This is a genomic window from Kitasatospora sp. NPDC058190, assembly GCF_042883685.1.
In the GTDB taxonomy this organism is placed as follows: Bacteria; Actinomycetota; Actinomycetes; order Streptomycetales; family Streptomycetaceae; genus Kitasatospora.
In genome coordinates this window covers 70,882-88,922 of the sequence record NZ_JBHVVI010000012.1, presented here as the reverse complement: position 1 = coordinate 88,922, position 18,041 = coordinate 70,882, and the positions used below count along the sequence as shown (strand labels likewise).

At 69.7% G+C, this 18,041-nt stretch carries 17 protein-coding genes and 3 tRNA genes; 18 read left to right on the top strand and 2 right to left on the bottom strand.

The genetic code is table 11. From position 1 onward, the window contains the following. Positions 1–113: 113 nt before the first annotated feature. The 6 genes from ACFVWU_RS08265 to ACFVWU_RS08240 all read left to right on the top strand — a co-directional run bounded on the left by ACFVWU_RS08265 (position 114) and on the right by ACFVWU_RS08240 (position 2,771). Positions 114–186 (top strand) — tRNA-Thr (locus ACFVWU_RS08265). Between the two features lie 43 nt (positions 187–229). After that, a tRNA-Met gene (locus tag ACFVWU_RS08260) sits at positions 230–302 on the top strand. Between the two features lie 83 nt (positions 303–385). Continuing rightward, entirely contained in the window at positions 386–550 is a 165-nt protein-coding gene (gene rpmG / locus ACFVWU_RS08255; RefSeq protein WP_006604855.1) for a 50S ribosomal protein L33, read from the top strand. A gap of 116 nt (positions 551–666) precedes the next feature. Continuing rightward, positions 667–1,125: a MaoC family dehydratase N-terminal domain-containing protein gene (locus ACFVWU_RS08250; RefSeq protein ID WP_380608312.1), complete on the top strand. Its 459-nt coding sequence runs from the start codon at positions 667–669 to the stop codon at positions 1,123–1,125. Between the two features lie 5 nt (positions 1,126–1,130). Further along, positions 1,131–1,553, top strand: coding sequence for a MaoC family dehydratase (locus ACFVWU_RS08245; protein ID WP_380608311.1), 423 nt, complete (start codon positions 1,131–1,133; stop codon positions 1,551–1,553). A 174-nt stretch (positions 1,554–1,727) separates the two neighbouring features. Next, positions 1,728–2,771, top strand: a complete 1,044-nt coding sequence (locus ACFVWU_RS08240) for a UDP-N-acetylmuramate dehydrogenase (protein WP_387617028.1) — start codon at positions 1,728–1,730, stop codon at positions 2,769–2,771. Here ACFVWU_RS08240 and ACFVWU_RS08235 read toward each other — a convergent pair. Both ACFVWU_RS08235 and ACFVWU_RS08230 read right to left on the bottom strand, forming a co-directional pair. Continuing rightward, a complete protein-coding gene (locus ACFVWU_RS08235; protein ID WP_387617026.1) occupies positions 2,768–3,811 on the bottom strand; it encodes an adenosine deaminase in 1,044 nt (347 codons plus the stop codon). The genes ACFVWU_RS08240 and ACFVWU_RS08235 overlap by 4 nt on opposite strands. Before the next feature lie 116 nt (positions 3,812–3,927). Next, a complete protein-coding gene (locus ACFVWU_RS08230) occupies positions 3,928–5,175 on the bottom strand; it encodes a pyridoxal phosphate-dependent aminotransferase (RefSeq protein WP_387617024.1) in 1,248 nt (415 codons plus the stop codon). 285 nt (positions 5,176–5,460) lie between these two features. Here ACFVWU_RS08230 and ACFVWU_RS08225 point away from each other — a divergent pair. The 12 genes from ACFVWU_RS08225 (at position 5,461) to rpoB (ending at position 18,041) form a co-directional block, all read left to right on the top strand. After that, positions 5,461–5,533, top strand: a tRNA-Trp gene (locus ACFVWU_RS08225). 150 nt (positions 5,534–5,683) lie between these two features. Beyond that, a complete protein-coding gene (gene secE, locus ACFVWU_RS08220) occupies positions 5,684–6,007 on the top strand; it encodes a preprotein translocase subunit SecE (RefSeq protein ID WP_387617022.1) in 324 nt (107 codons plus the stop codon). Between the two features lie 210 nt (positions 6,008–6,217). After that, positions 6,218–7,108 carry a transcription termination/antitermination protein NusG gene (gene nusG / locus ACFVWU_RS08215; RefSeq protein WP_387617020.1) on the top strand — a complete coding sequence of 297 codons (891 nt, stop codon included), beginning with the start codon at positions 6,218–6,220 and terminating at the stop codon, positions 7,106–7,108. 165 nt (positions 7,109–7,273) lie between these two features. After that, the gene (rplK, locus tag ACFVWU_RS08210; protein ID WP_387617018.1) at positions 7,274–7,708 is read left to right on the top strand and encodes a 50S ribosomal protein L11; all 435 of its coding nucleotides are present in this window, start codon (positions 7,274–7,276) and stop codon (positions 7,706–7,708) included. A gap of 80 nt (positions 7,709–7,788) precedes the next feature. Next, positions 7,789–8,511 carry a 50S ribosomal protein L1 gene (rplA, locus tag ACFVWU_RS08205; protein ID WP_387617016.1) on the top strand — a complete coding sequence of 241 codons (723 nt, stop codon included), beginning with the start codon at positions 7,789–7,791 and terminating at the stop codon, positions 8,509–8,511. Positions 8,512–8,737: 226 nt separating this feature from the next. Continuing rightward, positions 8,738–9,520, top strand: coding sequence for a hypothetical protein (locus ACFVWU_RS08200; protein ID WP_387617014.1), 783 nt, complete (start codon positions 8,738–8,740; stop codon positions 9,518–9,520). Positions 9,521–9,625: 105 nt separating this feature from the next. Continuing rightward, entirely contained in the window at positions 9,626–10,477 is an 852-nt protein-coding gene (locus ACFVWU_RS08195) for a hypothetical protein (RefSeq protein ID WP_387617012.1), read from the top strand. Between the two features lie 88 nt (positions 10,478–10,565). Then, a complete protein-coding gene (locus tag ACFVWU_RS08190; RefSeq protein WP_387617010.1) occupies positions 10,566–11,489 on the top strand; it encodes a hypothetical protein in 924 nt (307 codons plus the stop codon). Positions 11,490–11,623: 134 nt separating this feature from the next. Further along, entirely contained in the window at positions 11,624–12,502 is an 879-nt protein-coding gene (locus ACFVWU_RS08185) for a hypothetical protein (protein WP_387617008.1), read from the top strand. A gap of 359 nt (positions 12,503–12,861) precedes the next feature. Beyond that, the gene (gene rplJ / locus ACFVWU_RS08180; RefSeq protein ID WP_030290437.1) at positions 12,862–13,425 is read left to right on the top strand and encodes a 50S ribosomal protein L10; all 564 of its coding nucleotides are present in this window, start codon (positions 12,862–12,864) and stop codon (positions 13,423–13,425) included. Positions 13,426–13,515: 90 nt separating this feature from the next. Further along, on the top strand, positions 13,516–13,899 hold the full coding sequence (gene rplL / locus ACFVWU_RS08175) for a 50S ribosomal protein L7/L12 (protein ID WP_387617006.1): 384 nt from the start codon (positions 13,516–13,518) through the stop codon (positions 13,897–13,899). Between the two features lie 662 nt (positions 13,900–14,561). Continuing rightward, the gene (gene rpoB / locus ACFVWU_RS08170) at positions 14,562–18,041 is read left to right on the top strand and encodes a DNA-directed RNA polymerase subunit beta (RefSeq protein WP_387617004.1); all 3,480 of its coding nucleotides are present in this window, start codon (positions 14,562–14,564) and stop codon (positions 18,039–18,041) included.

Here is an 18,041-nt window from a genome sequence, read left to right as displayed (position 1 = left end):
CGTCGAACGCCCTGCCTTGGATCGGTCGCCCGTCCACCTCGCCGACCTGCGGTCTTCGCCTCGGGATACGGATTTCACCTCTGGGCGCGGAACGTGTAATCTCTTCCTCGTTCGCCCCTATAGCTCAGTCGGTAGAGCGTCTCCATGGTAAGGAGAAGGTCTGCGGTTCGATTCCGCATGGGGGCTCTGGTGAGAAGCAGTCAGCTCCGGCTGTTCTGCGGATCACTGTGGCGGTGTAGCTCAGTTGGTAGAGCAAGCGGCTCATAATCGCTGTGTCACCGGTTCAAGTCCGGTCACCGCTACCCCGCGTAGTCGGTCGGGAGATCGCACTCCCGGTCGGCTACTCTTGTTGTGTTCTTATTCGCTGTCCAAGGAAGGCACTCCCGTGGCTGCCACCGACGTCCGCCCGAAGATCACGCTGGCCTGCGTGGAGTGCAAGGAGCGGAACTACATCACCAAGAAGAACCGGCGTAACGACCCGGACCGTCTTGAGATGAAGAAGCACTGCCCCCGCTGCAACTCGCACACCGCGCACCGCGAGACCCGCTGACCCTGTCACAGGGCGTCGGGCCTGTGTGAATTCAGGTCTTCTGCTCCGGGCCGCATCCCTCAACGGGGGTGCGGCCCGGAGTTTTTTCGTATCCACCCGCGTTTCGAGGAGCTGCCATGGCGCTCGACCCCTCCTTCATCGGACGTAGCTACCCGCCCACCGAGCCGTACGAGGTCGGCCGGGAGAAGATCCGCGAGTTCGCGATCGCGATCGGGGACGCCAACCCCGCGTACACCGACGCGGAGGCGGCGAAGGCCTTCGGCCACCGGGACGTGATCGCCCCGCCGACCTTCCCGTTCGTGATCACCTACCGCGCGGCCGGCCAGGTGGTCGAGGACCCGGACCTGGGCCTGGACTACAGCCGGGTGGTGCACGGCGACCAGAAGTTCGTCTACACCCGCCCGGTGCAGGCCGGCGACCGGCTGACGGTCGCGATCACCATCGACAACATCAAGTCGCTGGCGGGCAACGACGTGCTCACCGTGCGCGGCGAGGTGGCGGACGAGAGCGGCGAGCACGTGGTGACGTCGATCATGACGCTGGTGGCCCGGGCCGCCGACGAGGCGGGGGAGTGAGTGGCATGACGGTCAACTACGACGAGGTCGAGGTCGGCACCGAGCTCCCGGCGCAGTCCTTCCCGGTGACCCGCGCCACGCTGGTGCAGTACGCGGGTGCCTCCGGCGACTTCAACCCGATCCACTGGAACGAGAAGTTCGCGCTGGAGGTCGGCCTGCCGGACGTCATCGCGCACGGCATGTTCACCATGGCCGAGGCGATCCGGGTGGTCACCGACTGGGCCGGCGACCCGGCCGCGGTGGTCGAGTACGGCGTCCGCTTCGTCCGTCCGGTGCCGGTGCCGAACGACGGGGTCGGCGCGGTGGTCGAGGTCTCCGCCAAGGTCGCCAAGAAGCTGGACGACCGCAAGGTGCAGGTCGACCTGCTGGCCACCACCGGCGGGCAGAAGGTGCTCGGGATGTCCAAGGCGGTCGTCCGGCTCGCCTGAGCCGCGGCCCCTTCGCTGACCGGGGCTGCCGCTGATCGGCCGCCCCGGAGGCCCGCTCGACGGGCCTCCGGGGCGGTTTTCGTCCTTCCGGAGGCCGCCGAGCCCGCCAGGGCCCGGGGGCTCCGGCCACGGGGGCGGCGGGCCGGCCGCCCCCGCACCCGTACGCTGGTGGGCGTGCTGGTAGAAAACGACGCCCCCCTCGCCCCGCTGACCACGCTCCGGCTCGGCGGCCCGGCCCGCCGCCTGGTGACCGCCCGCACCGACGACGAGGTGATCGCCGCCGTCCGCGAGGCCGACGCGGCCGGCGAGCCGCTGCTGGTCCTGGGCGGCGGCTCCAACCTGGTGATCGGCGACGCCGGCTTTCCCGGCACGGTGCTGCGGATCGCCACCACCGGTTTCGCCCTGGACGGCGCGGTGCTGGAGCTGGCGGCCGGCGAGGTGTGGTCGGAGGCGGTCACCCGTGCGGTGCGCGAGCACGGCCTGGCCGGCGTCGAGTTCCTGGCCGGCATCCCCGGTTCGGCCGGCGCGACCCCGGTGCAGAACGTCGGCGCGTACGGCCAGGAGGTCGCCCAGACGATCACCGAGGTGGTCGCGTACGACCGCGTCGACGACCGGGTGGCCACCCTGACGAACGCCGAGTGCGCGTTCTCCTACCGCCACAGCCGCTTCAAGGCGGAGCCGGACCGCTACGTGGTGCTGCGGGTGCGGTTCGCCCTGACGGACCACGCGGGCCTCTCCAGCCCGGTCAAGTACGCCGAGGTGGCCAAGCACTTCGGCGTCGAGCAGGGCGAGCGGGTGCCGCTGGGGCAGGCGTACGAGGCGGTGCTGAAGCTGCGCTCCGGCAAGGGCATGGTGCTGGACCCGGCGGACCACGACACCTGGTCGGCCGGCTCCTTCTTCACCAACCCGGTGCTCACGGCCGCGCAGTACGAGTCCTTCCGCACCCGCCCGGGCGCCGAGAACGCCCCCGCCTACCCGGCCCCGGAGGGCTGCACCAAGACCTCGGCGGCCTGGCTGATCGACAAGGCGGGCTTCGGCAAGGGCTACGGCAGTGGCCCGGCGACCCTCTCCACCAAGCACACCCTGGCGCTCACCAACCGCGGCTCGGCCACCGCCGAGGACCTGCTGGCGCTGGCCCGGGAGATCCGGGACGGGGTCAGGGAGGTCTTCGGGGTGGAGCTCGTGAACGAGCCGGTGATGGTGGGCGTCGAGCTCTAAGCGGCGCCGCGCCCGTCCACCAGCCAGGCGTCGATGTCCGCCAGCAGTTCCTTGCGGACGGCCTCCGGCGCGCACGAGCCGCGCACCGACTGCCGCGCCAGCTCGGCGAGCTCGGCGTCGCTGAAGCCCAGCACGTCGCGGACCAGGTCGTACTGGGCGGCGAGCCGGCTGCCGAACAGCAGCGGGTCGTCCGCGCCGAGCGCCAGCGGCACCCCGGCGTCGAACAGCTTGCGCAGCGGGACGTCCTCGGGGCGCTCGTAGACGCCGAGCGAGACGTTGGAGGACGGGCAGACCTCGCAGGTGACCTGGCGGTCCGCGAGCCGGGCCATCAGCCGCGGGTCCTCGGCGGCCCGCACGCCGTGGCCGATCCGGCCTGCGCCCAGGTCGTCCAGGCAGTCCCGCACGGACTCCGGCCCGGCCAGCTCACCGCCGTGCGGGGCGGCCAGCAGCCCGCCCTTGCGGGCGATCGCGAAGGCCCGGTCGAAGTCCCGGGCCAGGCCGCGGCGCTCGTCGTTGGAGAGGCCGAAGCCGACCACGCCGTGGTCGGCGTACCGGACGGCGAGCCGGGCCAGCGTCCGGGCGTCCATCGGGGACTTCATCCGGTTGGCCGCGACCAGCACCCGGATGCCCACCCCGGTGGCCCCGGCGGCGTGCTCCACCGCGTCCAGGATCAGCTCCAGCGCGGGGATCAGCCCGCCCAGCCGGGGCGCGTAGGAGGTCGGGTCGACCTGGATCTCCAGCCAGCGGGAGCCGTCCCGCTTCTCGTCCTCGGCCGTCTCCAGGACCAGCCGGCGGATGTCCGATTCGTCCCGGAGCACCGAGCGGGCGGTGTCGTAGAGGCGCTGGAAGCGGAACCAGCCGCGTTCGTCGGTGGCCCGCAGTCGGGGCGGTTCGCCGGAGCTGAGCGCCTCCGGCAGCCGGACGCCGTGCTTGTCGGCCAGCTCGAGCAGGGTGGCGGGCCGCATCGAGCCGGTGAAGTGCAGGTGCAGGTGGGCCTTCGGGAGGCCCCTGACGTCTCGCGGGTTCAACAGGCGTTCCATTCGCCGATACTGCCGTATGCGGCCCCCAAACGGGAACCGCCCCCTTTCCGTCCCCCGAAGGGGTGAAAGAGGGCGGTGTGCCGGGTGAATCCCGAACGTCCAGTTGACGTGGGACGTCAGTCGCGGGCCTCGCCGAGCAGCTTCTGGATCCGGCTGATGCCCTCGACCAGGTCCTCGTCGCCGAGCGCGTAGGAGAACCGCAGGTAGCCGGGAGTGCCGAAGGCCTCACCCGGGACGGCGGCGACCTCGACCTCGTCCAGGATCAGGCTCGCCAGCTCGCCGGAGGTCTGCGGGCGCCGGCCGCGGATCTCCTTGCCCAGCAGGCCCTTGACCGACGGGTAGGCGTAGAAGGCGCCCTCGGGCTCGGGGCAGACGACGCCCTCGATCTCGTTGAGCATCCGCACGATGGTCTTGCGGCGGCGGTCGAAGGCGGTGCGCATCTCGTGCACCGCGGACAGGTCGCCGGAGACGGCGGCGATCGCGGCGCGCTGGGCGACGTTGGAGACGTTCGAGGTGGCGTGCGACTGCAGGTTGGTCGCGGCCTTGATCACGTCCTGGGGGCCGATCACCCAGCCCACCCGCCAGCCGGTCATCGCGTAGGTCTTGGCGACACCGTTGACCACGATGCACTTGTCGGCCAGCTCGGGCAGCATGGCCGGCAGCGAGGTGAACTCCGCGTCGCCGTAGACCAGGTGCTCGTAGATCTCGTCGGTGAGCACCCACAGGCCGTGCTCCAGCGCCCAGCGGCCGATCGCCTCGGCCTCGGCCCGGGTGTACACCGCGCCGGTCGGGTTGGACGGCGAGACGAAGAGCACCACCTTGGTGTTCTCGGTGCGGGCGGCCTCCAGCTGCTCGACCGAGACCTTGTAGCCGGTGGTCTCGTCGGCGACGACCTCCACCGGGACACCGCCGGCCAGCTGGATCGACTCCGGGTAGGTGGTCCAGTACGGGGCCGGGACGATGACCTCGTCGCCCGGGTCCAGGATCGCCGCGAAGGCCTCGTAGATCGCCTGCTTGCCGCCGTTGGTGACCAGCACCTGGGACGCGTCCACCCGGTAGCCGGAGTCGCGCAGCGTCTTCGCGGCGACCGCGGCCTTCAGCTCGGGCAGGCCACCCGCCGGGGTGTAACGGTGGTTCTTCGGGTCGCGGCAGGCCTCGACGGCCGCCTCGACGATGTAGTCCGGCGTGGGGAAGTCGGGCTCGCCGGCACCGAAGCCGATCACCGGGCGGCCGGCGGCCTTGAGGGCCTTGGCCTTGGCGTCCACGGCGAGGGTCGCGGACTCGGCGATCGCGCCGATCCGGGCGGAGACCCGGCGGTCGGCGGGGCGGATGGACTGGTCGGGCTGCGGGGTGGAAGCGCTCATGCCTGCATCGTCGCAGAACCGGGACGGACCGGGCATCGCGGTTTCAGTATCCGTACGGCTCCGTCCGCATCACGGCTCCCGCCGATCCGCCGGTGATCGCCGCGCCGGGCCGGACATCTGCCGGGCGGCCGGTGGCCCCGGAAGAAGAGGTTCGACCAAACACCCCTCGACCACGTACACTCGCTCCTCGACGGCCACCGAAAAAGACCGGAGCTTTCACCGCCTGTGCAGACAGCGGGGGGAGATACGGTAGGTTGGTCGCCATCAGGAGCCGCGAGGCTCTGTAGGGCAATAGCTCAATTGGTAGAGCACCGGTCTCCAAAACCGGCGGTTGGGGGTTCGAGTCCCTCTTGCCCTGCTGCTTGATCCGTTATCAGCCCGTTCGCTCCACAGAGCGAGCGGGCTTGATGCGGAGAGGGCACCGATCAGCACCGCTTAAGCCGACCGCTCGTGCCTCAAACGGGTACGCAGGTGATGTTCGGCCGGACCCGGATTCAGGTGAGGACGAGTGACGGAGACCACGGGCTCCACCGCAACGCCTGAGAGCGGCAACCCCGAGGGGGCCGACGGCGCTGCCGAGACCACGTCTGCCGAGGGCGACAAGAAGTCCGGCAAGAAGAAGTCCGGCAAGCGGGCCAAGAAGGGCCTGTTCGCGCGGATGGGCCTGTTCTACCGGCAGATCATCGCCGAGCTGCGCAAGGTCGTCTGGCCCTCCCGGAACGAGCTGACCAACTACACCACTGTCGTGGTGACCTTCGTCGTGGTCGTGATGGGCTTCGTCGCCGGCCTGGACTACGGCCTCTCCAAGCTGAGCCTTCTGGTCTTCGGCTGACCGGCCGCCCCACCTTCGAAACGACCTCCCGACCCGGGCCGAATTTCTCGGCCCGGGTCGAGCTGTCGGCGGCGGACGTACGCGCGCGTACCGTGGACTCGGTACTGTTGAAGTCTCCGAGACCTCTCCTGGCGCCCGCGCGAGCGGCCGCGCGCCGGTCCGGTTTCGGAGCGCGCCACCTTCACCATCTCCAGGAAAGAAGCAGCCACCGTGTCTGAGTCCCCCCTGTACGACGCCGACGAGACCGTCCGCGAGGCGGATGTCGCCGCCGAGCTGGACGCGGCCGAGCTGGCTGACGACGCCGAGACCGCCGAGCAGATCGTGGACGCCTCGGACAGCGACGAGGACGAGGTCGAGGCCTACGACGAGGCCGAGGCCGGCGAGCCCGCCGAGGAGGCCGCGCTGCACGTGGAGGTCGCCGCGGCGGAGGACGGCACCGAGGAGCTCGCCGCCGACGAGGACGTCGTCGAGGAGTCCGTCGAGGACGCCGCCGAGGTCGACCCGGTCGCCAAGTTCCGCGAGGACCTGCGCTTCATGCCGGGTGAGTGGTACGTGATCCACACCTACGCCGGCTACGAGAACCGGGTGAAGCAGAACCTGGAGCAGCGCGCCGTCTCGCTGAACGTCGAGGAGTACATCTTCCAGGCCGAGGTGCCGCAGGAGGAGGTCGTCCAGATCAAGAACGGCGACCGCAAGACCATCCGCCAGAACAAGCTCCCCGGCTACGTCCTGGTGCGCATGGACCTCACCCCCGAGTCCTGGGGCGTCGTGCGCAACACCCCCGGTGTCACCGGCTTCGTCGGCAACGCCTACGACCCGTACCCGCTGACCCTGGACGAGGTCGTCAAGATGCTCGCCCCGGACGTCGAGCGCCAGGCCGCCAAGGAGGCCGGCAAGCCCTCGCCGGTCAAGCCGACCGAGATCCAGGTGCTGGACTTCGAGGTCGGCGACTCGGTCACCGTCACCGACGGCCCGTTCGCGACCCTGCAGGCGACCATCAACGAGATCAACCCCGACTCGAAGAAGGTCAAGGGCCTGGTCGAGATCTTCGGCCGGGAGACCCCGGTCGAGCTCTCCTTCGACCAGATCCAGAAGAACTAGTCATACGGTCTTCGGATTCGGGGCAGGGCCGAGGGCCCTGCCCCGAATCCGTTTTGGTCCAGCGGCGCGGACGCGTTAGCCTGGTCCGATGTGTGTGCTGGCGGCCGGGTGTCGCCCCGGTTCCGCACGCACCAGCAATCACCTCTCGGAAGGACCCGGAGAGACATGCCTCCCAAGAAGAAGAAGATCACGGGGCTTATCAAGCTCCAGATCAACGCCGGTGCGGCCAACCCGGCGCCGCCGGTCGGCCCCGCGCTGGGCCAGCACGGCGTCAACATCATGGAGTTCTGCAAGGCCTACAACGCTGCGACCGAGTCGCAGCGCGGCATGATCGTGCCGGTGGAGATCACGGTCTACGAGGACCGTTCCTTCACCTTCATCACGAAGACGCCGCCGGCCGCGCGCCTCATCCTGAAGGCCGCCGGTATCGAGAAGGGCTCCAGCGAGCCGCACAAGACCAAGGTCGCCAAGCTCACCAGCGCCCAGGTCCGCGAGATCGCCACCACCAAGATGCCCGACCTGAACGCCAACGACCTGGACGCGGCGGAGAAGATCATCGCCGGCACCGCCCGGTCGATGGGCATCACGGTCGAGGGCTGATTCCTCTTCTCGTCCCCCTGTGGTAGGGCCTGCGCAGGCCCGTTGACTACCACAACTCCAATCACCATTCAGGAGCAGCAGTGAAGCGCAGCAAGGCTCTGAAGGCCGCGGACGCTCAGGTCGACCGCGAGCGCCTTTACGCCCCCCTCGAGGCCGTCCGCCTCGCCAAGGCGACCAGCACCACCAAGTTCGACGGCACCGTCGAGGTCGCCATGCGTCTGGGCGTCGACCCGCGCAAGGCCGACCAGATGGTCCGCAGCACCGTGATCCTCCCGCACGGCACCGGTAAGACCGCTCGGGTCCTGGTCTTCGCGACCGGCGAGCGTGCCGAGGCCGCGCGTGCTGCGGGTGCCGACATCGTCGGCTCCGACGAGCTCATCGACGAGGTCGCCAAGGGCCGCCTCGACTTCGACGCCGTCGTCGCCACCCCGGACCTCATGGGCAAGGTCGGTCGCCTGGGCCGCGTGCTCGGCCCCCGTGGTCTGATGCCGAACCCGAAGACCGGCACCGTGACCCCGGACACCGCCAAGGCTGTGAACGAGATCAAGGGCGGCAAGATCGAGTTCCGCGTCGACAAGCACTCGAACCTGCACTTCATCATCGGTAAGGCCTCCTTCACCGACGAGCAGCTGGTCGAGAACTACGCCGCCGCGCTGGACGAGGTGCTCCGCGCCAAGCCGTCCGCCGCCAAGGGCCGCTACATCAAGAAGACCGCGTTCTCGACCACCATGGGCCCCGGCATCCAGGTGGACCCGAACCGCACCCGCAACCTCCTCGTCGAGGAGGACCCGGCCGCGGTCTGAGCCCCAGTGCTCTAGAGCAGTCCGCACGGCGGGCCCGTACCCCCTTCACCGGGGGGTGCGGGCCCGCCGTCGTTCGTCGGTGCGGAAGGTGCCGCCGAAGGGCCCCGGGAAGGGCCGCCGAAACGGTTGCCGGATCGGGACACGGGCGGATGGGAACGTATGCCCGAAGCGTCGTACGCTCTGCCGGTCAGATCATGTGGAGAACCTGTGACCGCAGGAGTGTGCCGTGCCGCCCGCCCTTCGCCCCGCCGCGCTCGCGGCGGCCCTGCTGCTGCTCGGCGCCGTCACCGGTTGCAGCGTCCTGGCCGCCCCCGGCACCCGCGTCCCCGGTGGGCCGGCGCCGGTGCCGCCCAAGCAGGTGGTGCTCACGGCCGCCCAGGCGCTGGACGACACCGGCGGCGCCCGGATCGACGTGGTGCGGGAGAGCGCGTCCGGCAAGCGCACCGCGAGCGGCACGCTGGCCTGGGGCGACCGGGACGAGGCCGCGCTGACCGTCACCGACGAACTGGGCACCGGTCAGCTGACCCTCCGGGACGGCGCGATCGACCTCGCCTACCAGGGCGGCGTGGCCAAGCACGCGGACCGCGCCACCGCCGAGTCGCTCGACCCGAAGGCCGGGGCCGCCCCGGCCGACTACGCGGGCGGCTGGACCACCGACCTGGTCACCAACCCGGGCAGCCGGGCGTACGCGATGGCCCAGACCGACCGGCTCGGCTCGCTCGGCGGCGAGCAGCTCGCCGGACTGACCGTCGCGCACTACCAGGGCTCCGCGCCGGTGGCCGACTACTTCGGCGCGGACCGGGAGTTGAGCCCGCAGCAGCTCGCCGTGGTGGTCGACTGGTACCGCCGGCAAGGGGTGGCGGAGATCGGCTACGACGTCTGGGTCGGCCCCGGCCAGCGGTTGTTGAGGTTGCGTGAGACGGCTCGGGGGAGCGCCGGAACCACCGTGACCACGACGGACGTCTCAGCCTCCGGCACGGGGGACACGACGGCCGCCGCAACCGGGTGACGGGAGAGGGGATATCCGGTGCGGAAGGGATCCGGCGATCCGTTAGAGTCCGCGTGAGAAGAAGCTGAGGATCGGCTCTTCCGAAGAACCTACGGGGGTACCTCCATGCGCGCTGTGCGCCTCGCCTCGACCGTCGCCACCGCCGCCGTCCTGCTGGCCGCTCTCACCGCCTGCGGCAGCAAGGGCGGCAGCGACGCCAAGAGCACCGACGCCAAGAGTGCCTCCGCGCAGGACCCGGGCTCGCTCGCGGGCGCGCTGACCGGAGACCCGAAGGCCGCGCTGGCCGCCTCCGCCCTGGTGATGCAGAAGGCCGGCAACGGCAAGGTCGCCATGACCTCCCTGGACACCTCCAACCTCGGTGGCGGCGGCACCGCCGACTGGAAGGACCCGGCCAAGGTTTCCGTGGACCTGGCCGCCGACATGGAGGGCAAGAAGCTCAAGGTCCGGGTGGTCGGGACGGACGCGTACGTCGGCGGCGACGACGCCGGCGCCCCGGCCCTGGGCGGCAAGCACTGGGTCAAGGTGCCCGCCTCGGAGAAGATCGGCGGTGCCTTCCTGGTGATGGGCCAGATGATGAACCCGGTCGCCCAGCTCACCGTCGCCGCCCAGAGCGGCAAGCTGAGCAAGGTCGGCCAGGAGACCGTGGACGGCGTCCAGACCACCCACCTGCGGTCGGTCGAGGACACCTCGGTCCTGGTGGCCGGGATGACCGCGCTCTCGCCGGAGCAGCGCCAGTCCGTCCAGAAGCTGCTGGAGGAGGACGGCAAGACCCTCACCATCGACTTCTGGCTGAACGGCAAGCAGGAGCTCGTGAAGTACCAGGAGTTCGGCGACACGAACGGCGAGTCGAAGGCCGTCACCGTCAAGTACTCCGACCTGGGCAAGGGCGACAAGATCGAGGCGCCCGCCGCCGGCGACCTCGGCCCCGAGGCCGACCTGCTCAAGCTGTTCGGCTGAGCCGGTCCCGCACCCGCTCGATCCGCACCGACCACCGGCTACCGCCCCGGGCGCACCGCGCGCCCGGGGGTTCTCAAGGGGGGAACCAATGGCTGGAACCCGCAAGGCCGCCGTCGCCGTCGTCCTCGCCGCCCTGGCGCTGACCGCGACCGCGTGCAACAACAACGACGACAGCAAGAACGCCGCCCCGGCGGCCCCGGCCGCGCCGAGCTCGGCCGCCGCCGCGGCCACCTCGTCCGCCGCCGCCACCCCGGCCAAGGTGAGCCCGGCGGTCTACCTGGAGCAGGTCACCCAGAAGACCAGCGCCGCCAAGTCGGCCAAGGTCACCGAGACGATCACGATCGGCCAGGTCACCATGAAGGGTCAGGGGGCGATGGGCTGGTCCGACGGCCTGGAGGCCGACCTGACCATGGACCTGACGGGCTCCCCGATGGCCAAGGTCCTGGAGCCGATGACCGGTGGGCCGAAGGTGCACTACCTGTACACCAAGGACGCGATGTACATGGGCCTGGGCGGCCAGATGGTCCAGAGCGGCGGCGGCCCGCGCTGGTTGCGCTACAGCAAGGAGGAGATGTCCAAGGCCTCCGGCGGCTCGACCGACCAGCTGCAGAGCGCGGACCCGGTCCAGGGCGTCCGGACGCTGATCGCCAGCGGCAAGGTCACCGAGGTCGGCCAGGAGACGGTGGACGGCAAGGCCGCCACCCACTACTCCGGCGAGCTCGCCGCCGCCGACCTGATCAAGGCGAGCGGCCTGGGCGTGACCCAGGAGCAGGTCGACCGGATCAAGCAGAACCTGGACAAGGCCGGTGTCACCAGCGAGCAGGTCGACGTCTGGGTCGACGCCGACCAGCTGGTGGTCAAGCGGACGGAGCAGGCCGACACCAAGGCCGGACAGATGAACGTCTCCGTGAGCTACTCGGACTACGGCACGCCGGTCATCGCCTCCACCCCGGCTGATTTCCTCACCCTCGCCGACCTGGCGAAGCTCAGCGAAGGCGGCTCCGGCAGCTGATCCCGGTCCCCGTTCCGGCGCTCGACTCGTCCGACCGGTGGACGGGTCGGGGCCGGAGGAGCCGGGCCCGGGGGGCGGCTCCGGCCCGGCCCGGTCCGGATGGCAAGGTGGCCCGGGTGAGAGAGGAACGGACGATGGCGGGACGGCAGCGGTTGGCGGCGCTGGCCGCGGTCGCCGTGCTCGCGAGCGGGCTGACCGGCTGCGGCGGGGGCGACGACGCCGCCGGCACGCCGTCCGGCAGTCCGACGTCCACCAGTGCCCCGTCGACCAGCGCGACCCCGACCGGTCCGGCCAAGCCGACCGACCGGTCGCCGCACGGCGTGCTGCTCTCCGCCGAGCTGGCCGCGCAGACCGCCCGCCGGGCCAAGGCCAGCTACCGGCTGGGCGCCGACGCCGGCTCCGGCTCGTTGTTCTGGGCGCCCAAGACGGCGCTGCAGATCAAGCGCTCCACCCCGGCCGAGGCCGAGCAGCTGATCGTCGTGGACACCGTCGCCTACCAGGGCGGCGACGCCGCGACCGCGGCCCGCAACGGCGGCAAGCACTGGGAGCGCTTCACCGTCCCGCCCGGACCGGACGGTCACAAGGAGGTCCCGTACGCGGGGCTGATCGACCAGCTGAATCCGGTCGAGGCGCTGGCCGCGGCCACCGCCGACGGGGTGGACCCGATCTTCGTCGGCGAGGAGAAGTACGAGGACTCGACCGTCGAGCACTACCGGGTGACCACCACCGCCGAGAAGTACGCCGCCGCCCAGACCCAGCTGAGCCAGGCCCGCCGGGACGGCCTGCGGGCGGCCCTGGCGCCCGGCGGCTCGCTCTCGCTCACCGTGGACCTCTGGCTCAACGACAAGGACCAGCTGGTCCGGCTGCAGCGCACCGGCACCGGGGACAGCGGCCGGGCGGACGACTCGGTGCTCTACTCGGACTTCGCCGGGCCGCTGCTCTCGGCCCAGGCCCCGGCCGAGACGGACACCGTGGACACCGGGGTCCGGACGGTCTCCCCGCTGGCCCGCTGAGCCGGCCCCGGGCCTTCACCCGCCCGGGGGCTCCGGGGGCGATTTGCACCGTACGAACGGTCCGGTTATTGTTGCCGAAGCCAAAGACCGCTGGTTGTCGCCGAGCGCCCGTGAGGGAGTCGGTGGCCGAAGGATCTGCGCCTAGCGCAGGCAGCCCGCGCAGGTGTGTCTGGAGCTTCGATTTCCGGGTCCGCGTTCGCGTGGGTCGCCCGTCGAGGTCGTTTCGAGCCCCGTGCGCCTGCGCACCGGGGCTCATTGCGTTTCCGCAGGAGCTTTCCTTCCGTCCGGTCGGTTCGAGGTGTGAATGGTCGACTTCACGGTCGGCCGGACTTCGACATCACGGAAGGAGGCGTAAGCCTATGGCCAGGCCCGACAAGGCTGCTGCCGTCGCCGAGATCACGGACAAGTTCCGTGGCTCCTCCGCGGCGCTGCTGACCGAGTACCGCGGTCTCTCGGTGAAGCAGGTCAAGACCCTGCGTCGCTCGCTCGGCGACAACGCCGAGTACGCCGTGGTGAAGAACACGCTGACCAAGATCGCGGCCAACGAGGCCGGGATCTCCGAGCTGGACGACCTGTTCAACGGTCCGACGGCTGTCGCCTTCGTCACCGGTGACCCGGTGGAGTCGGCGAAGGCTCTGCGTGACTTCGCCAAGGAGAACCCCGCTCTCATCATCAAGGGCGGTGTCCTTGACGGCAAGGCGCTGTCCGCCGATGAGATCAAGAAGCTCGCGGACCTCGAGTCCCGCGAGGTGCTGCTCGCCAAGCTGGCGGGTGCCCTGAAGGCCAAGCAGTCCCAGGCTGCCGCGCTCTTCCAGGCCCTGCCGTCGAAGCTCGTCCGCACCGTGGACGCGCTGCGCGACAAGGTCGAGCAGGGCGGTGCCGGTACGCCGGCTCCCGCCGCCGAGGACGAGGCCGCGGAGTAATTCCGCAGGCTCACGCCTCGCTGCGGGCCCGTACGCCCGCCAACCCGTACATCCGGCACCACCTGCCGATTTAGTGGAAGGACGCCAATCATGGCGAAGCTGACCCAGGACGAGCTGCTCGCGCAGTTCGAGGAGCTCACCCTCATCGAGCTCGCTGCCTTCGTGAAGGCCTTCGAGGAGAAGTTCGACGTCACCGCTGCCGCCCCGGTCGCCGTTGCCGCCGCCGGCGTTGCCGGTGCCCCGGTCGAGGCCGCTGAGGAGCAGGACGAGTTCGACGTCATCCTCGAGTCCGCCGGCGACAAGAAGATCCAGGTCATCAAGGAGGTGCGCACCCTGACCTCCCTCGGCCTGAAGGAGGCCAAGGACCTCGTTGACACCGCTGGTGCCAAGGTCCTGGAGAAGGTTGCCAAGGACGTTGCCGAGAAGGCCAAGGCCGCCCTCGAGGGTGCCGGCGCCAAGGTCACCGTCAAGTGACTTCTCGCCCCCTCTGAGGGGGCCTGAGGCCGGGCCGATCACCCTTGCGGGTGGTCGGCCCGGCCTTTCCGCGTTTCCGGAGGCCGTCCCGAACCACCGGTGTGGCCGAACGCCCACTCGGCACTGTCGGCGCCGAGGAGTATGGTGATCACCGTCATCGGCTGTGGCCCCCACCACGGCTTCTGTAACGCCGGAGGGCTCCGGGCCGATGAACGGGTCGAGGTCCGCACCGCCGGCGGGCCCTTGACGAACCCGGCGCGGCGCGCGATTCTCAAGGCGCGAGTCCGCCCGGTTGGTTTGCGGCTGGATGCATAACCAGCGGCTCCGGCGGGAAATGACTCCACGTGAGTTAGAGCAGTACCCGGTGGGCGCACGCGTCCGCCGGCTACCGGGAGGAGTCTCCGATTCGGTCTCCGAATCAGAGCTGGACAGCAGTGTGGCCTTTGGCTACACTGTCCCTTTGCGCTGCCTGTTAGCTTCTCCGTGACTCGTCGCCCGGAGTTTGCGTTGCCCTGAAGGGGTCTGGCACCGCCTCCGCAAAGCGGCTCTGACCTGGGGTTTCGACTCCGGCAGAGGCCGGTGGTGGGAGGCGGCACCTAGGCTCAAGCAGGCCCGGCTGGTACGCGCGTAGTGAGCTCCGAGCCCTCGGAAGGACCCCCCTCTTGGCCGCGCCGCGCAACGCCTCGAACAATTCCGCCGCATCCACCGCCCCGCTCCGCGTCTCCTTCGCGAAGATCAAGGAGCCCCTCGAGGTCCCGAACCTCCTGGCCCTGCAGACCGAGAGCTTTGACTGGCTGCTCGGCAACGCGGCCTGGAAGACCCGGGTCGAGGAGGCGCTGGAGTCCGGTCAGGACGTCCCCACCAAGTCCGGTCTGGAGGAGATCTTCGAGGAGATCTCCCCGATCGAGGACTTCAGCGGGTCGATGTCCCTGACCTTCCGCGACCACCGTTTCGAGCCGCCGAAGAACTCCATTGACGAGTGCAAGGACCGCGACTTCACGTACGCGGCTCCGCTCTTCGTCACGGCCGAGTTCACCAACAACGAGACCGGTGAGATCAAGTCTCAGACGGTCTTCATGGGCGATTTCCCGCTCATGACCCACAAGGGCACGTTCGTGATCAACGGCACCGAGCGTGTCGTCGTGTCGCAGCTGGTCCGCTCCCCGGGTGTGTACTTCGACTCCACCCTGGACAAGGTGTCCGACAAGGACATCTACTCCTGCAAGGTCATCCCCTCGCGTGGTGCCTGGCTGGAGATGGAGATCGACAAGCGCGACATGGTCGGCGTCCGCATCGACCGTAAGCGCAAGCAGTCCGTCACCGTGCTGCTCAAGGCTCTCGGCTGGACCAACGAGATGATTCTCGAGGAGTTCGGCGAGTACGAGTCGATGCGCAACACCCTGGAGAAGGACCACACCCAGGGCCAGGACGACGCGCTGCTGGACATCTACCGCAAGCTGCGTCCGGGCGAGCCGCCGACGCGCGAGGCCGCGCAGACGCTTCTGGAGAACCTGTACTTCAACCCGAAGCGCTACGACCTCGCGAAGGTCGGCCGGTACAAGCTCAACCGCAAGCTGGGCAACGCCGAGTCGCTGGACTCCGGCGTGCTCACCGAGCCCGACATCATCGGTGCGATCAAGTACCTGGTGAAGCTGCACGCCGGTGAGACCGAGTGGCGCGACGAGACCGGCCGCGACATCGTGGTCGAGGTCGACGACATCGACCACTTCGGCAACCGCCGCCTGCGCAACGTCGGCGAGCTCATCCAGAACCAGGTCCGTACGGGTCTCGCCCGCATGGAGCGCGTCGTGCGCGAGCGCATGACCACCCAGGACGTCGAGGCGATCACGCCGCAGACCCTGATCAACATCCGGCCGGTCGTCGCCTCCATCAAGGAGTTCTTCGGCACCAGCCAGCTGTCGCAGTTCATGGACCAGACGAACCCGCTGTCGGGCCTGACCCACAAGCGTCGTCTGTCCGCCCTCGGTCCCGGTGGTCTCTCCCGTGAGCGCGCCGGCTTCGAGGTCCGTGACGTGCACCCCTCGCACTACGGCCGCATGTGTCCGATCGAGACCCCGGAAGGCCCGAACATCGGTCTGATCGGGTCGCTGGCCTCGTACGGCCGGGTCAACGCCTTCGGCTTCATCGAGACCCCGTACCGCAAGGTCGACGAGACCGGCCTCGTGACGGACCAGGTGGACTACCTGACCGCCGACGAGGAGGACCGCTACGTCATCGCCCAGGCGAACGCTCCGCTGACCGCGGACAACCACTTCGCCGAGCCGCGCGTCCTGGTCCGCCGCCGTGGCGGCGAGATCGACTACGTGCCGGGCTCCGAGGTCGACTACATGGACGTCTCGCCGCGCCAGATGGTGTCGGTCGCGACCGCCATGATCCCCTTCCTCGAGCACGACGACGCCAACCGCGCGCTCATGGGCTCGAACATGATGCGCCAGGCGGTGCCGCTGCTGAAGAGCGAGGCCCCGCTGGTCGGTACCGGCATGGAGTACCGCTGTGCCGTCGACGCCGCCGACGTGATCACCGCCGAGAAGGCCGGTGTGGTCCAGGAGGTCTCGGCCGACTACGTCACCGTGGCCAACGACGACGGCACGTACACCACGTACCGCGCCGCCAAGTTCACCCGCTCCAACCAGGGCACCTCCTTCAACCAGAAGGTGCTCGTGGACGAGGGTGCCCGGGTCGAGTCCGGCCAGGTGCTGGCCGACGGCCCCTGCACCGACGCGGGCGAGATGGCCCTCGGCAAGAACCTGCTCGTGGCGTTCATGTCGTGGGAGGGTCACAACTACGAGGACGCGATCATCCTGTCGCAGCGCCTCGTGCAGGACGACGTCCTCTCCTCGATCCACATCGAGGAGCACGAGGTCGACGCCCGTGACACCAAGCTCGGCCCCGAGGAGATCACCCGGGACATCCCGAACGTCTCCGAGGAGGTCCTCGCCGACCTCGACGAGCGCGGCATCATCCGGATCGGCGCCGACGTCGTCACCGGTGACATCCTCGTCGGCAAGGTCACCCCGAAGGGTGAGACCGAGCTGACCCCCGAGGAGCGCCTGCTCCGCGCGATCTTCGGTGAGAAGGCCCGTGAGGTCCGCGACACCTCGCTGAAGGTCCCGCACGGTGAGTCCGGCAAGGTCATCGGCGTCCGCGTCTTCGACCGCGAGGAGGGCGACGAGCTTCCCCCGGGCGTGAACCAGCTGGTCCGCGTCTACGTGGCCCAGAAGCGCAAGATCACCAACGGTGACAAGCTCGCCGGCCGCCACGGCAACAAGGGTGTCATCTCCAAGATCCTCCCGGTCGAGGACATGCCCTTCCTCGAGGACGGCACCCCGGTCGACATCATCCTCAACCCGCTGGGTGTCCCGTCCCGAATGAACCCGGGACAGGTCCTGGAGATCCACCTCGGGTGGCTCGCCAAGCAGGGCTGGGACGTCTCCGGTCTCGCCGACGAGTGGGCCAAGCGCCTGCAGGCGATCGGCGCCGACCAGGTCACCGGTGGCACCAACCTCGCCACCCCGGTCTTCGACGGCGCCCGCGAGGACGAGATCACCGGTCTGCTGGACAACACCACCCTCACCCGTGACGGTGAGCGCCTGGTGAACTCCACCGGCAAGGCCCGCCTGTTCGACGGCCGCTCCGGCGAGCCGTTCCCGATGCCGATCTCGGTCGGCTACATGTACATCCTCAAGCTGCACCACCTGGTCGACGACAAGCTGCACGCCCGTTCGACCGGTCCGTACTCGATGATCACCCAGCAGCCGCTCGGTGGTAAGGCGCAGTTCGGTGGTCAGCGCTTCGGTGAGATGGAGGTGTGGGCCCTGGAGGCGTACGGCGCCGCGTACGCACTGCAGGAGCTGCTCACCATCAAGTCCGACGACGTCCTCGGCCGAGTCAAGGTCTACGAGGCCATCGTCAAGGGCGAGAACATCCCCGAGCCCGGCATTCCCGAGTCCTTCAAGGTTCTCATCAAGGAAATGCAGTCGCTCTGCCTCAACGTGGAGGTGCTGTCCTCGGACGGCCAGTCCATCGAGATGCGGGACTCCGACGAGGACGTGTTCCGCGCCGCCGAGGAGCTCGGCATCGACCTGTCCCGGCGCGAGCCGAGCAGCGTCGAAGAGGTCTGA